Source organism: Sphingobium sp. WR1 (genome assembly GCF_059693745.1).
This window is the reverse complement of record NZ_JCATID010000019.1, coordinates 1-18,581: the sequence shown is the minus strand read 5'-3', so window position 1 is coordinate 18,581 and position 18,581 is coordinate 1. Positions and strand designations below refer to the sequence as shown.

The window sequence follows — 18,581 nt, the reverse complement described above, 5'->3', positions numbered from 1 at the left end:
CCATCTTATGCTGATCGCCATACCCGACCTGATCGACGCCCAGGGCGTCGCCGCCATCCGCGCCGTGATCGACGCCGCCGACTGGGTGGACGGCAATGTCACCTCCGGTCATCAGTCCGCCCTCGCCAAGCGCAACCTGCAATTGCCCGAGGACAGCGATGCGGCGAAGTGGGCAGGACAGATGGTGCTCGATGCGCTGGGGCGATCGCCGCTGTTCATCGCCGCTGCGCTGCCGCTCAAGATCTTTCCGCCCCTATTCAACAGCTATGCCAGCGGGCAGGCTTTCGGCGTGCATGTCGACAATGCGGTGCGCATCCAGGCGGGGACGGGCTTTCGCGTGCGGTCCGACCTGTCGATCACCGTCTTCCTGGAAGAACCGGACGCCTATGACGGCGGCGAACTGACGATCGAGACCCATTTCGGCGTGCAGCAGGTGAAGCTGCCCGCGGGCCATGCGGTGCTCTATCCATCCTCCTCGCTGCATCGGGTCGAGCCGGTGACGCGCGGGCGGCGGGTCGCGAGCTTCTTCTGGCTCCAGTCGATGATCCGCGACGATGGCGCACGGCAGATGCTGTTCGACCTCGACCGCAGCGTGCAGGGGGTCGCGGCGGCGCTGGGGCAGGGGCATGACGAGGTGGTCCGGCTGACCGGCGTCTATCATAATTTGCTGCGGCGCTGGGCCGACGCCTGAGCGGAGGGTCACGGTTTCGATCTCCACCGAAGTTCACACCGTCTGGCGCTTTTTTCGGCGATTGCGCCTGCGAAGCGCCCGTAAGGCGTCCGCGACGCGTCACGGACGCGCCATTCGGGTCACGATGACGCGCCACCGACGCGACGGCAACGCACCGCCCGCGCGCCGGCAAGGTCACGCCTGTGGCGCGGATGGAAGAGGGTGGTGCAAAAGGGCGGCGCTGGTTCATCCGCCAGGATAGACCAGAGAAAATCCTACATTGGAAGCGGAATGGCGGTCGGTCGGGAAGCGAGCAGGAGTGGACATAAAATCCTCCCCTGCAAGGGGAGGGGGACCACGAAGTGGTGGAGGGGTGTCGCCTTATCGAGAGGGTGACACCCCTCCGTCAGGCGCTACGCGCCTGCCACCTCCCCTTGCAGGGGAGGATGAAAAAGCGGTCGGGCTGCAACCAAACCCTTCCCGTCATGCTGACGAAAGTCAGCATCCAGGGTTGCTTATAGCCATTCTGGTTCCCGGCGTGTGCCGGGATGACCGGGTGGGCACTCAAATCCCCCGCTCAATCCAGCATCGCCGCCAGTGCAGGCGTCATATATTCCTGCGCGCCCTTCGGCGTGCGCAACACCAGGCGGGCGGCCAGGGCGTGGCGGGTGGCGAGCGCCATGCCGCGATCCGGCCCCAGCACGATGATCGCGGTCGCCCAGGCGTCGGCCAGCATGGCGCTGTCGTGCAGTATAGTGACGGAGGCGACGCCCTCCCCGATCGGCGCGCCGGTCGTGGGGTCGATGCTGTGGGAAAGGCGGGCGCCATCCTCGATGCGGAAGCGGCGATAGTCGCCCGACGTGGCCACGGCGATGTCGCTGAGCGCGATGCGGAGCGTGGGCACGGCAAGGCCGGGCGGGGCCTCGACATCGATCCACCAGGGCTGGATGTCGGGCTTGATCCCGTCGCCGCGCAGTTCGCCGCCGATCTCGACCAGGAAATTGGCGACGCCCAGCGCCCGCAATGCGTCGGCGACGGCGTCGACCGCGAAGCCCTTGGCGATGCCGGAAAAGTCGAGGGTCACGTCGGCGAGGCGGCGGGCATGGCCTCTCTCCGCCTCGATACGGGTCCATGGGGCGGCGATGGCGAAGGGGGCAGTCCCCAGCGCGGCGGGGCCGAAACCCCATCGGTCCACCAGCCGGCCGATCGCGGGGTCGAAAGCGCCCTCCGAAAGGCGGGCCATGTCCAATCCGGCGCGCAGCACCGTCAGCATGTCCCCCGGGAGCGGCATCCATTCGCCCACGGGCGTGCGGTTGAAGCGGCTGATGGCGCTGTCCGCTTCCCAATTGCTCATCTGGTCGATGACGCGCGCCAGCACCGCCTCGATCGCGGCGGTGCAGCCTGCGGGCGGGTCGACGATCCGCGCCGACCAGCTCGTCCCCATGGTGGGACCGCCATAAGCGACGATAGCGCCCGTGCGCCGCCGCCCGAGAAAGGACTCGGGCGACAGGTGGGGCGCTATCGCGATGCGGATGCCCTGAGAAGCGGGTGGCGGGCCGGCCTGGTTCAGGGCGCCAGCACTTCCAGCGTGGTGATATAGGAGGCGCGGCGCTGCGGCGGGCCGGCCGGGGCTTGGGGACGCGGGGCCGGGCGCGCACCGGTTCCTGGGGCATTGGCGCCGGGACCGCCCGCTCCGCCTTCACCGCCCGGACCGCCTTCGCGACCACCGCCGATGCTGGCGTTCAGCCAATATAGGCCCGGCTGAGGCCAGGTGATCGACGCCTTGCCGTCCTTGTCGGTGGTGAGGTCGACCTGACCCAGGCTGTCGCGATAGCGGATGCCGCCGGGGATGACCGTGACCTTGAGGCCGGCGGCGGGCTTGCCGTCGAGCAGGAACTGGAAGGTCGCCGTTTCGCCCGACACCAGATCATTGGGATGGGTCACGGGGACCAGTTCGATGCCGCTGCCCGTCGGCTTGAAGATGGTGCTGGTGGGCGCGCCCAGCGTCACGAAAATCTCGTTGCGGTTCGACATTTCGGCGGTCTGCACGTCGGTCGCGCCGGCGGGGATCGCGGTCGCCAGCTTGTCCTTGGTGGTGCCGCGCGGCAGCCGCTCCCGCTTGCCGTTCAGCATATAGCTGCCCATGATGCCGGTCGAGACATTGGCGATGCGATAGGTGCCTGGCTTGGTCAGGTGGACGTCGAAGGTCGAGCGATATTTGCCGGTGGCGGCATTCTCGATCTTGCCGGTCGCGCCGTCGGGCTCGGTGACGGCGATATTGTCCGTCCGCATCGGGAAATGTTCGAAATAGAAGAGGTCGTTGGAAACGGCGGCGTCGACTGTCACCCAGCTTTCATTGCCCGACAGGGTGGTGGAGGAGGGCATCATCCACTGGCGATGGGCCTGCGCCGTGCCGGCGAGCGAAAGGGCGGCGAGCGCGCCCGCGATCAGCAACCTGGCTTTCATGGTCTTCTTCCCCCTTATTTACCGAATGTGAGGGCGATGGCGCCCAATTCCGTGCTACCCGCTGCCTTCACCGTCGCGCCGGGCCTGGGCGGCCAGGCGAAGGGGAGGCGGACGACTTCACGGCCGCCGACTTCGCGCGCGGCCTCGATCAGCAGCGTGTAGTTGCCGGGCGCCAGTTGCCCCAGCGATCCCTTGCCGGCGGTGAAGGCGATCTTCTGTTCGCCCGGCGCGCGGGTGGCGCCGGTGACGCCGTCGGCCGGGAATTGCATCGCCCGACCCGATGCGCGCCACCATTGGCGCACGTCGCGCAGCCATTTGGTGCCCTCGCCATTCTTCATGTCATAATCATACCAGACCGACAGGCTGCGGGGCGCTGCCCCCTCCTTCTCGATCCAGATCGCGACATAGGGGCGGTGATATTCGGCGACCGACAGGCGCGGGATGGCGACGCTGAGGTTCAGCGTCTGGGCGGCGGCGGGCGCGGCAAGCGCGCCGGTGGCGCCGAGCGCCGCCGTGCCGGTCAGCATCAGGCTGTGGCGGATCTGCATGAGCGAAAATTCCCCCTTAGTGGATGAAGATGATGGCGAGGACCGCCGGGATGGCGAGGCCGGCCGCGACCAGCGGCCAGGTGGAGGGACGCTTCTTCGCGTGCAACTGGAGCAGCAACAGGCCGGTGAGGGCGAAGAGGAAGCAGGCGACCGCGAAAATGTCGATGAAGTATTTCCATGCCGTGCCGGCATTGCGGCCCTTGTGCAGGTCGTTGAGGTAACTGATCCAGCCGCGGCTGGTGCTTTCGCTGGTGACGTCGCCGCTGTGACGGTCGATCGCGACCCAGCCGTCGCCGCCGGGGCGGGGCAAAGCGAGATAGATTTCGTCGGCGGACCATTCGGCCTCTCCCGCGCCGCTCTGGCCGATTTCCTTCTCCACCCACGCGGCGACAGTGGCGGGCAGGGGCTTCTTGGCGTCGGGCTTGTCGTCGGGCGCGACCTGTTTCAGCAGGTCGGCGGGCAGGTCGGCGCTTTTTTCCACCGTCTGCGGTGCGCCCTCGACATCGGCGGCATGATTGAGGGTGATGCCGGTGAAGGCGAAGATGAGCAGGCCGATGAGGCTGATCGCCGAGCTGACCCAATGCCAGGTGTGGAGCTGCTTCAGCCAGAAGGTCTTGGCGCTCTTCTTTTTCTGGGTCGGGATGCGGGCGGTTCCGTGCATCGGGTAGGGGACTGGTCCTGCGGGAAATGAGGTGGTTCGCATAGCGCGAACGACTTGCAATTGCAAACGAGTCGCAACACCAATTTGTATCAAAATGTAAGCAGCCCCCACATATGTGGCGGACTCCATGCCGGGGCGACGAGTGTCCGGCGAAGCTATTGACGGAAGGGGATATCCCAACTAGCCGAAATATTTGCCGGATGTAACATGGGCTACATATAGCCCGGCGTGCGGCGTGGATCGGCCTGCCCTTTCAGGAGAGCGAGCAGCGGCCGTTGATAGGATGAAGACATGCTGTTGCCGGCCGTTGCTGCGGGAATGATGATGATAGGCGCGCAGGCGGAAGCCGATGCGCCGCGCCTGGCCATGGCGGCCGTCGCCGATGCCGCGGTGGCGCAGGACACGGCGCCCGCCGGCGCCGCGACCGCGACCCCCGCTTCCCTCGACCCGGCGACGCCCCCGCCTGTCGTGCCGACCGTTCCGCCCGCCGCCGCTTCCGGTCCAGCCGCTCCCGGCAATGCGCCGCAGGATATCATCGTGACCGGCGAGAAAGGCGCGCCCAAGGGCGATCCGCTGGAACAGCTCAACGCCAAGAGTTTCGAGGCGGTGCAGTCGGTCGACAAGGCGGTGGTGGAGCCGGTGGCCAAGGCCTATAACAAGGGTCTGCCGCGTCCGGTGCGCAAGGGGCTGCGCAATTTCTTCTCCAACCTGGGCGAGCCGATCGTGTTCGCTGCCTATCTGTTGCAGTTCAAGCCGGGCAAGGCGGCGGAGACGGCGGGCCGCTTCGGGGTCAATTCGACCCTCGGCTTCCTGGGGCTGTTCGACGTGGCCAAGCGCAAGCCCTTCCACCTGCCGCGCCGGAACAACGGCCTCGCCAATACGCTGGGCTATTATGGCGTGGGTCCGGGGCCGTATATGTATCTGCCGATCGTTGGCCCGACGACGCTGCGCGACATCATCGGCGACACGGTGGACAAGATGATCCTGCCCTTCGCTGTCGGCAAGCCGTTCAACACGCCGACCTATGTGATCCCCGCGACGATCATCAACCAGCTGGGCGAGCGCGCGGCGTTTGATGAGACGATCCAGGCGATCCGCAAGGAAGACGATCCCTACACGGTCTATCGCAACCTGTATCTGAAGCAGCGGCAGGCGGAGATCGACGCGCTGCATGGTCGCGCGCCGACCGAACCGATCGTGCCCATCTATGGCGATGACATACCGACGCCGGGCAAGAAGGACGCGCCCAAGGTGACGTTACCCGATGCGGATGCGCCGGACGGGGATGGGTCGCAATAGCTATAGTCGGATGACATTTGTTTGAATCGTCATTGCGAGCGAAGCGAAGCAATCCATTGGCGCTCCCATGGATTGCTTCGCTCCGCTCGCAATGACGGCTGGATCAATGTGAAGTCATCATACTCTAAGGTTCAGAAAAAGAGCGTCATCCCCGCCATTGCGGGGATGACGCTTATTTGAATATTATCGTCCCAGCAGGCCGCGCGCCTGTCCGGCGATTTCGGCGAGCATCGCGACATTGGGCGTCGCCGCCGCCTTGGCGCGCTGGACCAGGGTGCGGAACTGGCGGACCCGCGCGCCTTTGGCCTTCAGCCATTCCTCGACATGGGTCGCGATCTCCTTGCCCTTGCCATGCGCGAGGAAGTCGAGCCGGACCTGCTGCATGTCGCGCGCCACGCCCGAGATGAGCAGGCGCTCCCACGGGTCGGTCGGCTCCATGCGCGCGGCGGTCGACTGGACCCAGTCGATGCCGACGGCTTCGCCCAGATGGGTGAAGGCGCGGGTGAGCGCGATCTCGTCCACGCTGATGCGCGCGGCGAGCGCGGCGATGCCGACCGCGCCGTCCAGCTTGAACAGGCCGGCGGTGCGCAGCGCCAGCGCTTCAGGCGCGCCCAGGCCGAGCAGCCGGTCGGTCACGGCATTGGTGCGGCGCTGGGCTTCGCTGGTCAGCAGGTCGTCCACCTGCGACGCCAGCTGGCCGACGCCCACCGCCAGACGATCATATCCCTGCGCCGGCAGCACGCCCGCGGGCAGGGCACGCAGGATATCCGCGATCTGCGCCCGCATACCGCTGGCGATGTCGGCGAACAGGGCGAGGCGGGCGGCTTCGCCCATCTCCGCCGCGTCGATATCGGTCCAGAGCGTGCCGATGTCATAGAGCCGTTCCGCGATCAGGAAGGCGCTGGCGAGGTCGGCGAGCGAGCAGCCCTCCTCCTCCGCCAGTTCGAACGGGTGGATGAGGCCCAGGCGATTGATGATCCGGTTCGCGACCTTGGTGGCGATGATTTCCTTCTTCAACGCATGGACGGCGATCGCGTCGGCTTCCTTCTTCTGCATCGCAGGGGGGAAGGCCGCCATCAGTTCGCCGGTCATGCTGTCGTCGCTGGCGAGGTCGCCCTGTTCGATCGCATCCTGCAAGGCGAGCTTGGCGGTGGAAAGCAGCACGGCGAGTTCGGGGCGGGTCAGCCCCTGGCCGTCCTGCCCGCGACGCAGCAGCTGGTCGTTGGCGGCCAGCCCCTCCACCTGCCGGTCGAGCCGGCCGCTTTCCTCGAACGTCTCGATCAGGCGGACATAGGAGGCGAGGTCGGCCGCGCCGCCCGCTTCGGCGATCGACAGGCCCAGCGCCTGGAGGCGATTGTCCTCCAGCACGATGTCACCGACCGCGTCGGTCATGCTTTCGAGCAGCTTGTTGCGCTCCTCGAAGGGCAGGCGGCCTTCCGCCATCTCCTTGTTGAGTGCGATCTTGATGTTGACCTCATTGTCCGAACAGTCGACGCCGGCGCTGTTGTCGATGAAGTCGGTGTTGATCCGCCCGCCATGCAGCGAGAAGGCGATGCGGCCGGCCTGGGTGAAGCCCAGGTTCGCGCCTTCGCCGACCACCTTGACGCGCAACTGTTCGGCGTTGACGCGCAGGCGGTCGTTCGCCGGGTCGCCGACATCGCCCTGGCTCTGCGCGGCCGCCTTCACATAGGTGCCGATGCCGCCGAACCAGAGCAGGTCCGCCGGAGCCTTGAGGATCGCGGAAATGAGCGCGCTCGGCTCCATTTCCTTATCCGTCACGCACAATATCTCCTGCATTTCCGGGGTCAGGGCTATGCTCTTGAGGCTGCGCGGGAAGACGCCGCCGCCCTTGGAAATCAGCGACTTGTCATAATCGTCCCAGCTCGACCGAGGGAGCTGGAACAGGCGGTTGCGTTCCTCCCAGCTCTTTGCCGGGTCGGGCGCGGGATCGAAGAAGATGTGGCGATGATCGAAGGCGGCGACCAGCTTGATCGCCTTTGACAGCAACATGCCGTTGCCGAACACGTCGCCCGACATATCGCCGCAGCCCACGACCTGCACCGGCTCGCTCTGCACGTCGACGCCCATTTCGGCGAAGTGACGCTGGACGCTGATCCACGCGCCGCGCGCGGTGATGCCCATCGCCTTATGGTCATAGCCGTTGGAGCCGCCGCTGGCGAAGGCGTCGCCCAGCCAGAATTTGCGGTCGAGCGCGATGGCGTTGGCGACGTCGCTGAAGGTCGCTGTGCCCTTGTCGGCGGCGACCACGAAATAGGGGTCTTCGCCGTCATGCACGACGACCTGCGCCGGGTGCTTCACCTTGTCGTTGACGATATTGTCGGTGACGGACAGCAGCGCGCGGATGAAGATGCGATAGCTTTCGGTGCCTTCCGCCAGCCAGGCGTCTCGGTCGATCTGCGGATTGGGCAGTTGCTTGGGATAGAAACCGCCCTTGGCGCCGGTCGGCACGATGACGGCGTTCTTCACGCGCTGCGCCTTCATCAGGCCCAATATTTCCGTGCGGAAATCGTCGCGCCGGTCGGACCAGCGCAGGCCGCCGCGGGCGACCGGGCCGGCGCGCAGATGGATGCCCTCGACACGCGGGCTATAGACCCAGATCTCGCGCCAGGGGAGCGGGGCGGGCAGGCCGGGGATCTGCGCGCTGTCCAGCTTGAAGGCGATGGCCTCGGCCGCCGCCTTGCTGAAGAAATTGGTGCGCAGCGTGGCGGTGATGACCGCGCGCAGCAGGCGGAGCACGCGATCCTCGTCGATCGCGGTGACATTTTCCAGGCCGGCGTCGATCGCTGCCTGCGCCTGCGCGACCTGATCGTCCGCGCCGTCGCGCGCGGCGGGATCATGCAGCGCCTCGAACAGGGTGACGAGGCTGGCCGCCACGCCCTGCGCGCGGCGCAGCGTGTCGGCGACGGTCGCCATGCCATAGGCCATGCCGGTCTGGCGCAGATAGCGATAGAGGGAGCGGAACAGCACGACCGAGCGCGGAGCAAGGCCGGCGGTGACGATCAGTTCGTTGAACCGGTCATTTTCGGCGTGGCCTTCCAGCACTTGCGCAATGGCTTCGGTCACGACCTCGGCGCGGCCGACCACCGCGTCGGCATTGCCGCCGGCGGGCAGTTCCAGCACGAAGCGCTGGACATGGCCCAACGCGCCGCCGTCGACAGGCGTCGTCATCTCCTCGATCACGCGGAAGCCGAAATTCTCGAAGGCGGGAACGACTTCGGACAGGGCGATGGTGTCGTGGCTGTAGAGTTTCAGCCGCAGCCGTTCGGCGCTGTCTTCCGGGTTGCGGTAGATGCGGATCGACTTGTCGCCTGCCCCCGACAGGCCGTGGATCAGCCGGATGTCGATCGCGGCTTCGGCCGGGCCGGCGCCGTTGCGATAGGCGAGGGGGAAGCCGGGCGCGAAACGCTGGGCGAGCGCGGCGGCGCGGCCCGCTTCCTCGGTCGCGGTCAGCGCTTCCTCCACCGCCGGAACCCAGCCGCGCACCATCTGCTTGAGCTGCTGGTCGAGCGCGGCGTCATCGGGCACCATGCCGCCGTCGCGCAGGTCGAGCGTGATGCGCAGCAGCGCCAGCCCGCCCTCCTCCAGCGCGATTGACCAGCTGAGCACCGGGCCGTTCGCCGCCTTGGCCAGCATGTCCTGAATGGCGACGCGGCGCGCGGTCGACAGTTCATCGCGCGGCAGCCAGACAAAGGCGTAGAGGTGGCGCGCCAGCGCGCTGGTGGCGAGCGCCAGTTGCGGACGTGGCCGGTCGCTGAGCGACATGAAGGTCAGCGCCAGCCGTTCCAGCGTTTCGCGGTCGAAGCCGATGGTGATGTCATGCGGCAAGGCCGTGAGCGCATGGGCGAGCGCCTTGCCGGCATGGCCGCCCGGATCGAACCCGAACTTGTCCATCAGGCTGGACAGCGCCGAGCGCAGCAGCGGCACCTTGTCCGGGGTCGCGGCCAGGCCCGAACTGGTCCACATGCCGGCATGGATGGACAGCGCGGTCACGTCCTTGCCCTTGCGCAGGGGGACGATGACCAGGTCGAGCAGCACATGGCGATGGACGCGGGACAGGCGGCTGGACTTGATGATCAGCGGCGTGCGCTTGCCTTCCTCGAACCAGGTGAAGGCGGCCTCCAGCGAAGCGGGCGCGATCAGCGGCTTGTCATGGCGGGCGCAGATGCCCAGCCGCGCCTCGCTGCCGCCGTCGCGGCGGACGATTTCATGCCCGACCTGGGTGAAGTGGCGGGCAAGGAACCAGCGCAGCAGCGCCGCGCCTTCCTCATCGGGGACCGCGTCGGCATCGTTGCCCATGGCGGTCTGCATCGTCAGCCAGTCTGTCACGGCTGCGCGCACGTCGTCCAGCGTGTCGTCCAGCGCCTTTTCCAGCGCCCGGCGGGCCTTGGCGTCGGCCCGGTCGGCCTCGATATAGATCATGGATTCGCGGCGCGCGCCGGGCGTGTCGTCATCCAATATGGCCGACAGCGCGCCGTCGCCGTCGCGCGCGACCGACAGCACCGGATGGAGCAGGCGATGGATGGTGATATCTCCGGCCGCCAGCGTGTTGGCGATCGAATCGACCAGGAAGGGCATGTCGTCATTGACGATCGCGATGCGCATGAAGCGTCCGGTCGCGCCTTCGCCCAGCGTCTCGATCGCGATCGCGGGCTGGCCGGGCTTGCGGCCGTTGGCGGTGCGGCCAAGGAAGGCGGCCGCCGCGGCCACGGCCGCCGTATCAAAGCCCTCCCGCTCGCCGGGCAGGGCGCCGCGCGCCAGCGCCGCTTCCAGCGCCTCGCGGATAAAAGTGTCGACTTCCTTGGTCTTCGTCTCAGCCAGCGCCGTCATTCGCTCACCTCTTTGCACGGGGTCGACCCCGCTTGTCTGTCGAAACGGAGGAGGCGCTGGATCGCCGCCATGCGACTCCTCGGCAATGGAGCGCCTATATGCGCCCGAGTCGTGAACGGCTCAAGTCGGAGGCGAAATAAAATTTCTCATTGTTGAAATAAAATGATGCAGCGCACAATCGGCCGTCCGCGTGGTGCGGGGCCTTGGATCATGGCCGCGACTATGAGTCAGTTGCGGCCGCCTGTCGAGCGCCGATTTGGCCGGTGGGAAAGCATTCCGCGGCGAATGACCGCCGCCCGGCGGTGGGAGATGCCGGGACGGTCGTCAATGGGCGGCGGCGGCGATCACGCGCTGGCCAAGGTCGGAATCCTCGGGCAGGGCGCCGACCAGGGCCAGGGAGCCATCCGCTTCGCGGCGGGCGACGACGATGGCGAAGCCGTCGGCGTCGGTGGTGATGGCGATCGGGTCCAGCGGGGCGGCCGCCTTCATGGCGTCGCGCGCGACCTGCCGCTTGTCGGGACGCGCGGGCTGGGCGGAGCGGCGCAGCGCGCGCTCGTCGCGCACCACGGCCTTCAGCCCGCCGACATAGGCGGCGAGATATTCGGCGAGCTTGCCGACGCCCAGGCCCGCCGCCAGCGCATGTTCCAGCGCGGTGGCATATTCGGTGATGCGCGTCTTGTCATAGGTCGCGCCGAAGACCAGCTTGATGATCGCAGTCATGGGGCTGCGCGCCTGCGCCTTGATGCCATAGTCGGCGAGCAGTTCGGCATAGTCGTCCGGCCGGGCGCGGGCGACCAGCGAGAAGTCATAGGCGAGGCTGACCGCGCGGTAGAGCGCGGCGTGGCTGCGCGCTTCGCTGATGCGGACCCGCGCGGCCCCGTCGCGGGCGAGGGCGAGCCAGTCGGCGAGCGAGGCGTCCTCGCCCGGACATTCCATGCCGGTCAGGTCGAGTATGTCGTCTTCGTCGTCCGAATCGGCGAGCAGGGTCGGCGCGCCCGCGGGGCCGTCCGCCCAGACCGGCGTCACCGGGCGCGCTTCGGGCGCGGTGCGCAGCGCTTCGCCGACTTCCTGTTCCAGCGACTGGAGCAGGGCCTGCGCCGGCACTTCCTTCCAGTTGATGACGCCGAACACGAAATCGATCGTGTCGCCGTCGGAGGAAAAGGGCATCAATATGCCGCGATAGAGGATTTCGGCGTTGCGCTGGTTGATGAACTCCGCCTCGAACCCGATCGGCGCGGCATTGGCGATGATCTGGAGATAATGGTCGGTCAGCCGCGACAGTAGCGATCGGGCGGGAACATCGTTGATATAATCGATCGGGCCTTCGATCTCGCATTCCTGCCGCAGGGCCGAGCCGAGATAGACGATGGCGGGATTATCGAGACCGGTGCTGAAGTCGAGCAGGACGCTGTAGGGGCCGAAATCCTCCAGCTGTTCGGGCGACAGATCCTCGATCGAGGGCAGGGCGCGATCGCCCAGCAGCGACGCCCAATAATTATAGGCGCGCACCTGCATACGTCGTTCGTCGGAGCCGACGGCCCGCGGCGTTTCTATCGCGGCGTCTTCGCCATCGTCGAAATCCTCCTGGCCGTTGGCGACGTCATGTCCCCGCAGAGTGTCCATCCGGTCGGTTCCCAAACAGGTGAAAAGCTTTTCGGGATTCGACACTGGCACGGGATGGTAAAGAGGACGTAAATGCGAGGGGCGTATCGGCGAAAAGGCGGTCGTCGGCAAAAAGACGGCCTGCCCGGAAATTGACGGCTTGTCCTGCGCCCCAACCGCTGTTATCTGCCCGCGCCAACGCCGCTTTAGCTCAGTTGGTAGAGCACATCATTCGTAATGATGGGGTCACGTGTTCGAGTCACGTAAGCGGCACCATTTTCTCGAAAATCATTGAAAACAACCGGCTAATGGATGGTCGCGCGCTGACTGTAGCCCGACGGTGTCGCCCACGAGCAGCTCTGAGCGGGGGTTAACGCACTCAACTACAACAGATATTTGGCTTTCACGGTGTAGCCCAAGGGTGTCGCCCAGAAGATATGCCGGACTATGGCGGCGGGGCGCGGTCTACCAATATCGAGTCCGCGTGCCGTGCGACGTGATTGAGTTGGCTGGGAGATCGCGGATCAACCGATCTTCGGGCACGACCTCCTTCAGCGAGGCGATCCGATTGGTGCGGAGAATGGCCTTTGAGATGGAGTGTCATTTCGACGAATTGCGGGCTCGGCGGGAAGGGCAAGGGATTCCAGAACCGACTTGAAGGAAGGAGGGAAGGCGCTCGCCCGCATCGGTGGGCGAAACGCTTCGGGTCGTACGCGATAGCAGGCGCACACCAAGCCGGGATTCCAGCCGCCTGATCTTGTGGCTCAGCGCTGACTGCGACACGCCCATTCTGGATGCGGCACGGGTAAAGCTGCGCTCCTTTGCAATCGCGATGAAGGCGTTGAGGTCGATCAGATCGTCGCGATTCATTCATGACCTCTCAAGATAGGCGAACGGCTTATCATGATTGATCCGTCATGTTGCTGCAATCGCGGCCTCATCCCTCCACGCCCCCAACATGCGCGCGAGTCCGCGGGCAATGACCCGCATATTTCCCGATCGTGCGAAATGGACGACCAGCGCCTTGGCGGCTCCTCCCTTGCCCTGAGAAGCCTGCGCAGGCTGCGGGCCTTGTCAGTGCTGATGCGGCAAAGTCCGCAACCATCGGATCGCCTCGGCTCAATGGAGCCTTTCGGCAGATCAAAGATCCGTCTTTTCCGGCGCGTCGAGCCCTGTCATCGCCGCCTGGGCCGGCGCATATCCCGATGCCTGGCCGACGCATCTCTCCTGGGCGGGACTGCTGTTGCCCCTTGTTGCTTATGGCGGCGGGCGCTGGTCCCTTGATCGGCTTCTGCGCCGGTGACGTGAATGCAAGCGGCGATCCTGAGCGAAACATGATATTATCGAGAAAATAATTATTGCGATAAATTAGTGATGGACAGGCTTTCCCGAATCGGCTAGATAATATTTATCGCGATAAACGTTATCGCAAATTCAAGGAGAAGGGCCATGACCAAGTCGAAGTTTCTCGCTGTTGCCGCTGCGTCGCTCGCATTGGGCGCCGTTCCTGTCGCTGCCCGACAGGCTGAACCCGTAAAGTCTGTTGTCCTCGTCCATGGCGGCTTCGTCGACGGCTCGGGCTGGGCCGACGTCTATAAGCTGCTGTCGAAGGACGGCTACAAGGTGACGATCGTTCAGAACCCGACCAACTCGCTCGAAGATGATGTCGCTGTGACCAGGCGTGCGATTGCAGCCGCGCAGGGCAGGGTGATCCTGGTCGGCCACAGCTATGGCGGTGTGGTCGTTTCCGAAGCGGGCACCGACCCCAAGGTCGCGGGCGTCGTCTACATCGCAGCCTTCGCGCCCGACAAGGGCGAGTCGGTCCAGTCGCTGATCGCGAACCCCGCGCCCGGCGCGCCGGTGCCGCCGATCCTCCCGCCGGTCGACGGCTATCTCTTCCTCGACAAGGCGAAGTTCGCGGCAAGCTTTGCGGCCGATGTGAAGCCCGAAGTCGCCGATTTCATGGCGGCCTCTCAGGTGCCGTGGGGCGTCAATGCGCTTGCTGGCGCGGTGACTGTTCCCGCATGGCGCGAGAAGAAGAGCTGGTATCTCGTCGCCGGCGACGACAAGATGATCCCGCCGCCCGCGCAGCGCGCGATGGCCGACCGCGCCGGCGCGACCGTCAAGGAAGTCGCCGCCAGCCACTCGCTCTACGTCTCGCAGCCCCAGGCGGTCGTCGACATCATCGAAGACGCCGCAAAGGGCGCGCAATAGCTGCCTCACACTCCTTTCCTTTAACCAGATCGGGCGCCGGTTCTTTCGACCGGCGCCCTTTCCCTGGAAAGCGTCGGGCGGCCGATATCCTTCAGGCCGGAAGGATCAGGGCCGAAACAGCACCCCGCCCGTCATCGGCGCCGGCACGCCGGTCGTCCCCGGAAAGCTGATCGGCAGGTCCTTGAGATGCCGCACCGCCATATAGGCGAAGCCCTGCGCCTCCAGCGCGTCGCCGTCCCAGCCCAGCCCGTCCACCGGCAGTATCTCGGCTCCGGTCCACGCGGCCAGCATCGCCATCAGCGTCGCATTGTGCCGCCCGCCGCCCGCGACATGGATGCGCGCCGGCCGTTCGGGCAGATGATCGACGCCCCGCGCCACCGCCGCCGCGGTGAACGCCGTCAGCGTCGCCGCGCCATCCTCCAGGTCCAGCCCCCGCACCGCGTCGATGCTGAACTGTTCGCGGTCGATGCTCTTGGGCGGCGGCGCCGCAAACCAGGGATCGGCCATCATCGCCGCCAGCCGCGCCTCATCCACCCGGCCACGCGCGGCGCAGGCGCCGCCCGCATCATAGGCGGCATCGCCATGAGTCTGCATCCAGTTGTCGATGAGGCCGCTTGCCATGCCGGTATCGAAGGCGATCAGCGTTCCGTCCGACCCGATGAAGCTGATGTTCGCGACACCCCCCAGATTGAGCACCGCCGCAGGCTTCGCAAGCCCGTCGGCCAGCGCGCGATGATAGACCGGCAGCAGCGGCGCGCCCTGTCCGCCCGCCGCCACGTCCGCACTGCGCAGGTCGCCGACCACCCATATCCCGAACGCCCCGGCGAGCGCCGCGCCGTCGCCGATCTGCCAGGTCCATCCCCATTCGGGCCGATGAGCGACGGTATGGCCGTGAAAGCCGATCACCCCCACATCCTCCGCGATATGACCGCTGCGCCCCAGCAGGTCGGCCACCGCATCGACATGCCGCTCGGTCAGTTCCGCTTCGACCGACGCGATCAGCGGCTCGAAGCCCGGTTTCTCCATCGCCATGGCCCGCTGGCACGCCTCGGCCAGTCGCAGGCGGAACCCGTCATCATACTCCATGGCGTGAAACGCGACCGCCTCGGCCCGCCCTTCGCCGTCCGTCTCGATCAGCGCCGCGTCAATTCCATCGCGCGATGTGCCGGACATCAGGCCGATTGCCAACATGATCGAAAACTCCGCCTCTTTTACAGTCGCAACCGCAATGCTACAGGCGCGCGCCATGAGCAACTATCAGTCCGACCTCCTCCGCCTGCTGGAAACACGCGGCTATATCCATCAACTGACCGATGCGGAGGGTCTCGACGCCCTCGCCGCGAAGCAGGTGGTGCCGGGCTATATCGGCTTCGATCCGACCGCGCCGTCGCTGCATGTCGGCCATCTCGTGTCGATCATGATGCTGCGCCAGTTGCAGAAGGCGGGCCACAAGCCGATCGTCCTGATGGGCGGCGGCACCGGCAAGATCGGCGATCCCAGCTTCAAGGACGAAGCGCGCAAGCTGCTGACGACCGACCTGATCGCGCAGAATGTCGCGAGCATCCGCCAGGTGTTCGAACGCTTCCTGACCTTCGGGGACGGTCCCAGCGATGCGATCATGCTCGACAATGCCGAATGGCTCGACCGCCTGGAATATATCCCCTTCCTGCGCGACATCGGCCAGCATTTCTCGGTCAACCGGATGCTGAGCTTCGATTCAGTGAAGCTGCGCCTGGACCGCGAACAGTCGCTCAGCTTCCTCGAATTCAACTATATGATCCTTCAGGCCTATGATTTTCTGGAATTGTCGCGCCGCTCGGCCTGCCGCTTGCAGATGGGCGGGTCGGACCAGTGGGGCAATATCGTCAACGGCGTCGAACTGGCGCGCCGCGTCGACGGCACCCAGGTGTTCGGCCTCACCACGCCTCTGCTCACCAATGCGGACGGCACGAAGATGGGCAAGACCGTGGGCGGCGCCGTGTGGTTGAACGAGGATCAGCTGTCGAATTACGACTATTGGCAGTTCTGGCGGAACACCGCCGACGCCGATGTCGCCAACCGCCTGCGCCTCTTCACCGACCTGCCGATGGACGAGGTGAACCGCCTCGCCGCGCTGGAAGGCGCGGAGATCAACGAGGCGAAGAAGATCCTCGCCAACGAAGCGACGGCGCTCTGCCGCGGCCTCGACGCCGCGACCATGTCGGCGGAAACCGCGAGACGGACCTTCGAGGAAGGCGCGTCGGACGCCAACCTGCCGACCGTCAGCCTTGGCGTCGAAGGCCTGACCGTCGTGCAGGCCGTCACCGGCCTGGGCTTCGCCACATCCAACAAGGAAGCGCGCCGCAAGCTGGGCGAGAATGCGATCAGGGTGAATGGCGAGGTCGTCACCGATCCTGCCGTCACCCTGAAGCCCGGCGACAAGCTGAGCTTCGGCGCGAAGAAGCACGGGCTGGTCGTCGCCTGATTTCTCGTCATTGCGAGCGAAGCGAAGCAATCCACTGGCGCAACAATGGATTGCTTCGCTTCGCTCGCAATGACGGATCATTTCTCCAAAGGGAAAGAGCGTTACCGGCGGGTTAACGCTCTCCCCTAGCAAAGCGTCCATTTTCCAGGGGTTAGACTCGGGATCATGTCGTCCTCGGTCTTCGCCAATCTCGGTCATGTCCTGCGCTCGCGCGATCCGTCCGTCGAACAACGGCGCGCGCAGCGCGACCTGGTCGATATGGTCAGCCATGCGACCGCGCGCGGCCGCACCCACGGCATCCGCATCATTAACATCTCGGCGCTCGGCCTGATGTGCCGCACCGATGGCGAACTTCTCACCGGCGAACGGATCACCGTCTGGCTGCCGGTGCTGAAGGATTATCCCGCAGAAATCCGCTGGGCGCAGGATGGCCGCGCCGGCATGGAGTTTCTGGAGCCGATCAAGCCGCGCCTCTACGACGCGATGATGGCGCTCATTCCGCCGCGCCGTACCGCCTGGTAGGCTCAGGCCCGACAAAGCCTTCGCCGGCTTCCACCAGCTGACGCCCGCGCACCAGCGCTTCGGGCATTTCGTTGCGCAGGAAGGTCAGCATCGCTTCCCGCACCTCGCAGCGCAGGTCGAAGGCGATGCCCGCATTGCGCGCTGACAGCAGCCCGCGCAGTTCCAGCGCGTCGGCGCGATGGTCCGTTACCTGCAGGATCGCGACCCGCCCGTCCCAGCGGCTGTTGCCCTTCACGGACTCGATGAAGCGCGCGCGGATACGCTCGATATCGGCGGTCGGATCGACATAGAGGAAGACGGTGCCCAGCAGGTCGGAGGTCTTGGTCGTCCAGTTCTGGAAGGGTTTTTCCAGAAAATAGGAGACCGGCACCACCATGCGCCGATCGTCCCAGATGCGCACGATGACATAGGTCAGCCGGATCTCCTCGATCCGTCCCCATTCGCCTTCGATGATGACCACATCGTCCAGCCGGATCGGCTCGGAAAAGGCCATCTGGATGCCCGCGATCAGATTTTTGAGCGCAGGCTGCGCCGCCGCGCCCACCGCCAGAGCCGCCAGCCCCGCCGACGCCATCAGCGACACGCCGATCGTTCGCACGCCCGGAATGGCGATCAGCATCATCGCGATCACCAGGAAGCCGACGATGCACTGGCAGATGCGGTAGAGGATGCTGATCTTGGTGCGCTGCCGCCGGGCCTTCAGATTATCCTCGACGCTGATGTCGGCGCGTTCCTCCAGCATCGTCTTGCCCGCGCGCATCACCCGCAGGATCAGCCAGCCGACCAGCAGCGCGAAGATCATGCGCGCGCCGATCGACCATATATCCTCGATGCGCGGTCCCAATTCGATCGACTTGAGGCCCGCGCCCAGCGCCAGCAGCACGACCAGCCACCGTGTCGGCTGGTAGATGGCGGGCAACAGCACCGGCTCGATCTTCGAATGTTTCGCGACGCGCAGCGCGATCCAGTAGAGCGCCCAGTGAATGACGAAGGCGATGGCCACCGACAACGCGATCGAAAGCGCGCCCATCGGCGTGATGTGGGTCAGGCTGATGTCGGTCATGGGAAGGGCAACGCAACGTCCGCCGGTTTGTTTCGCACATGCAGCAGGGTTTTCGGCGGGCGGCGCGGGAATGACGGTGTTGAGGTGGGAACAAGATATTCCCCTCCCGCTTGCGGGAGGGGTAGCGAGACTTACGCGCGTAGCGCGTTATACCAACCTGCATTGATCATGACCCCTGTGCCCATTTGCGGCGCCCGATTGTCATGATGCGCCACGGTTGATCG

14 protein-coding genes, 1 tRNA gene and 2 pseudogenes are annotated in these 18,581 nt (G+C 65.9%); 8 read left to right on the top strand and 9 right to left on the bottom strand.

Annotated features, from left to right (window positions below; translation table 11 throughout):
• The first annotated feature begins 7 nt into the window (after nucleotides 1–7).
• Nucleotides 8–691 carry a Fe2+-dependent dioxygenase gene (locus AC58EF_RS19675; RefSeq protein ID WP_497278084.1) on the top strand — a complete coding sequence of 228 codons (684 nt, stop codon included), beginning with the start codon at nucleotides 8–10 and terminating at the stop codon, nucleotides 689–691.
• Nucleotides 692–1,247: 556 nt separating this feature from the next.
• Here AC58EF_RS19675 and AC58EF_RS19670 read toward each other — a convergent pair.
• The 4 genes from AC58EF_RS19670 to AC58EF_RS19655 all read right to left on the bottom strand — a co-directional run bounded on the left by AC58EF_RS19670 (nucleotide 1,248) and on the right by AC58EF_RS19655 (nucleotide 4,345).
• Complete coding sequence (locus AC58EF_RS19670; RefSeq protein ID WP_497278083.1) at nucleotides 1,248–2,114, bottom strand: FAD:protein FMN transferase; 867 nt, start codon at nucleotides 2,112–2,114, stop codon at nucleotides 1,248–1,250.
• Nucleotides 2,115–2,236: 122 nt separating this feature from the next.
• Nucleotides 2,237–3,136, bottom strand: coding sequence for a DUF4198 domain-containing protein (locus tag AC58EF_RS19665; RefSeq protein WP_497278081.1), 900 nt, complete (start codon nucleotides 3,134–3,136; stop codon nucleotides 2,237–2,239).
• A 14-nt stretch (nucleotides 3,137–3,150) separates the two neighbouring features.
• Nucleotides 3,151–3,684: a DUF2271 domain-containing protein gene (locus tag AC58EF_RS19660; protein WP_497278080.1), complete on the bottom strand. Its 534-nt coding sequence runs from the start codon at nucleotides 3,682–3,684 to the stop codon at nucleotides 3,151–3,153.
• A gap of 16 nt (nucleotides 3,685–3,700) precedes the next feature.
• Nucleotides 3,701–4,345 carry a PepSY-associated TM helix domain-containing protein gene (locus AC58EF_RS19655; protein ID WP_497278078.1) on the bottom strand — a complete coding sequence of 215 codons (645 nt, stop codon included), beginning with the start codon at nucleotides 4,343–4,345 and terminating at the stop codon, nucleotides 3,701–3,703.
• 291 nt (nucleotides 4,346–4,636) lie between these two features.
• Here AC58EF_RS19655 and AC58EF_RS19650 point away from each other — a divergent pair, with 291 nt between their 5' ends.
• Nucleotides 4,637–5,644 carry an MlaA family lipoprotein gene (locus tag AC58EF_RS19650; RefSeq protein ID WP_497278077.1) on the top strand — a complete coding sequence of 336 codons (1,008 nt, stop codon included), beginning with the start codon at nucleotides 4,637–4,639 and terminating at the stop codon, nucleotides 5,642–5,644.
• A gap of 183 nt (nucleotides 5,645–5,827) precedes the next feature.
• On the opposite strand, the gene AC58EF_RS19645 is transcribed toward AC58EF_RS19650, so the two are convergent.
• Together AC58EF_RS19645 and AC58EF_RS19640 are read right to left on the bottom strand one after the other, a co-directional pair.
• Nucleotides 5,828–10,492, bottom strand: a complete 4,665-nt coding sequence (locus AC58EF_RS19645) for an NAD-glutamate dehydrogenase (protein ID WP_497278076.1) — start codon at nucleotides 10,490–10,492, stop codon at nucleotides 5,828–5,830.
• A 324-nt stretch (nucleotides 10,493–10,816) separates the two neighbouring features.
• Entirely contained in the window at nucleotides 10,817–12,115 is a 1,299-nt protein-coding gene (locus AC58EF_RS19640) for a PAS domain-containing protein (protein ID WP_497278075.1), read from the bottom strand.
• 179 nt (nucleotides 12,116–12,294) lie between these two features.
• Here AC58EF_RS19640 and AC58EF_RS19635 point away from each other — a divergent pair.
• A tRNA-Thr gene (locus AC58EF_RS19635) sits at nucleotides 12,295–12,370 on the top strand.
• Between the two features lie 64 nt (nucleotides 12,371–12,434).
• Nucleotides 12,435–12,752, top strand: coding sequence for a DUF6538 domain-containing protein (locus AC58EF_RS19630; RefSeq protein WP_497278074.1), 318 nt, complete (start codon nucleotides 12,435–12,437; stop codon nucleotides 12,750–12,752).
• Here the strand turns inward: AC58EF_RS19630 and AC58EF_RS19625 are convergent.
• Nucleotides 12,749–12,964, bottom strand: a pseudogene (locus AC58EF_RS19625) (LysR family transcriptional regulator); the annotation flags it as partial. The gene AC58EF_RS19630 and the pseudogene AC58EF_RS19625 overlap by 4 nt on opposite strands.
• A gap of 328 nt (nucleotides 12,965–13,292) precedes the next feature.
• On the opposite strand from AC58EF_RS19625, the pseudogene AC58EF_RS19620 reads away from it, so the two are divergent.
• Nucleotides 13,293–13,397 (top strand): annotated as a pseudogene (locus AC58EF_RS19620) (DoxX family protein); the annotation flags it as partial.
• A gap of 146 nt (nucleotides 13,398–13,543) precedes the next feature.
• Nucleotides 13,544–14,308 carry an alpha/beta fold hydrolase gene (locus tag AC58EF_RS19615; RefSeq protein ID WP_497278073.1) on the top strand — a complete coding sequence of 255 codons (765 nt, stop codon included), beginning with the start codon at nucleotides 13,544–13,546 and terminating at the stop codon, nucleotides 14,306–14,308.
• 105 nt (nucleotides 14,309–14,413) lie between these two features.
• Here the strand turns inward: AC58EF_RS19615 and AC58EF_RS19610 are convergent, their stop codons facing one another.
• Nucleotides 14,414–15,499, bottom strand: a complete 1,086-nt coding sequence (locus AC58EF_RS19610; protein ID WP_497278072.1) for an anhydro-N-acetylmuramic acid kinase — start codon at nucleotides 15,497–15,499, stop codon at nucleotides 14,414–14,416.
• A gap of 55 nt (nucleotides 15,500–15,554) precedes the next feature.
• On the opposite strand from AC58EF_RS19610, the gene tyrS reads away from it, so the two are divergent.
• Nucleotides 15,555–16,772 (top strand): tyrosine--tRNA ligase, encoded by a 1,218-nt coding sequence (gene tyrS / locus AC58EF_RS19605; RefSeq protein WP_497278071.1) that lies wholly within the window; start codon nucleotides 15,555–15,557, stop codon nucleotides 16,770–16,772.
• A gap of 165 nt (nucleotides 16,773–16,937) precedes the next feature.
• Complete coding sequence (locus AC58EF_RS19600; RefSeq protein ID WP_497278069.1) at nucleotides 16,938–17,294, top strand: PilZ domain-containing protein; 357 nt, start codon at nucleotides 16,938–16,940, stop codon at nucleotides 17,292–17,294.
• On the opposite strand, the gene AC58EF_RS19595 is transcribed toward AC58EF_RS19600, so the two are convergent.
• A complete protein-coding gene (locus AC58EF_RS19595) occupies nucleotides 17,266–18,357 on the bottom strand; it encodes a mechanosensitive ion channel family protein (protein WP_497278068.1) in 1,092 nt (363 codons plus the stop codon). The genes AC58EF_RS19600 and AC58EF_RS19595 overlap by 29 nt on opposite strands.
• Nucleotides 18,358–18,581 lie beyond the last annotated feature (224 nt).